The sequence below is a fragment of the Stenotrophomonas sp. S49 genome, assembly GCF_016624905.1.
Classification (GTDB): Bacteria; Pseudomonadota; Gammaproteobacteria; order Xanthomonadales; family Xanthomonadaceae; genus Stenotrophomonas.
The window spans coordinates 1-1,434 of the sequence record NZ_JACVUD010000171.1; the positions used below are offsets into that span (position 1 = coordinate 1).

Sequence of the window (1,434 nt, forward strand, 5' to 3'; positions counted from 1 at the left end):
TGAAGTGACCCCCGGGAGTTGGACACCTGATCCGACCCCGAGGTTTGCATGAATAGATATGAGGTTTGTTTCAAGTTGCAGGTCGCCAAGGAGGCCTGTAACACCTCCACATCGGTCAAGGCCGTTGCCCGCCGCCATGGTCTGGAGTTCTCCACGGTGAGGCGATGGGTAGCGACCTACCGGCTGCATGGCCGACAAGGATTTAAGCGCAAACCCCGGTCTTACGATCTCCAGTTCAAGCTGGCCGTCCTGGAGAAGATGAGCCAGGACGGCATGTCCGCGCGTGAGGCCACCACTTTCTTCCAGATCGGCAGCGCCGGCGCGGTGGGTGAGTGGCGGCGGCTGTATGCTGAGGGGGGTGCCCAAGCGTTGGCGCCGCCACCATTACCGCCTCGAAAGCCGATGAAAAAGACCCGCTCGTCCAAGCCCGCCGAGGACATGAGCCGCGATGAACTCCTCAAGGAAGTGGCCTACCTGCGTGCGGAGACCGCTTACCTAAAAAAACTCGATGCCTTGATCCGGGAAGAGCAGGCGGCGCAAGACGCAAAGCGCAAGCCGTCCAAGGGTTGAGGCAGACCTACGCACTGCCGCTGTTGCTCCAGGCGGCCGAGCTCTCTCGCAGCACGTTCTATTACCAGATCAATGCCTTGGCCCATTCCAATGGGGGCGAGGAGAAACTGCGTGAGCGCATCCGCTCGATCTACGACAAGCACCAAGGGCGCTACGGCTACCGCCGCATAACGCTGGAGCTGGCCAATCAGGGCGAAGCCATCAACCACAAGCGGGTCCAGCGGCTGATGACCGAACTGGGCCTGCGCTCGCGGGTACGCATCAAGCGCTATCGCGCGTTCAAGGGAGCGGCCAATGTCGTGGTTCCCAACGACCTGGGCCGCCAGTTTGAGGCTGAGATGCCCAATCGTAAGTGGGTGACCGATGTAACCGAGTTCAAGGTGCAGGGCATGAAGCTCTATCTTTCGCCGATCATGGACCTCTACAACGGCGAAATCGTGGCCTACCAGATGAAGCGCCGGCCCGTGTTTGACCTGGTGGGTGAGATGCTGGACCAAGCGATCAGGAAGCTCTCTCCCGAAGATCGGCCGATGATCCACTCCGACCAAGGCTGGCACTACCAGCACGAAAACTACCGACACAAGCTCGAAAAGCACTCGCTGAAACAGAGCATGTCCCGGCGTGGCAACTGCCTGGACAACGCGGCCATGGAGAGCTTTTTCGGGACCTTGAAGTCGGAATTCTTCTACCTGAACACCTTTGACAGCATCGATAGCCTGGAAGCTGGGTTGGTGGAGTACATCCGGTACTACAACGAGAATCGTATCCGCTTGAAATTAAAGGGCTTGAGCCCGGTAAAGTACCGGGAGCAGGCTGCCCTAGCCGCCTGATCCCCCACCTGTCCAACTTCAGGGGGTCACTTCA

1 protein-coding gene is annotated in these 1,434 nt (G+C 59.3%); it reads left to right on the plus strand.

Translation table 11 applies throughout. The features are described 5' to 3' along the window. Window positions 1-48: 48 nt before the first annotated feature. A protein-coding gene (locus IAE58_RS19845) for an IS3 family transposase (RefSeq protein WP_199934797.1) occupies window positions 49-1,400 on the plus strand; the annotation gives its coding sequence in 2 pieces (ribosomal slippage) (window positions 49-496 and window positions 496-1,400; 1,353 coding nt in all). Window positions 1,401-1,434 lie beyond the last annotated feature (34 nt).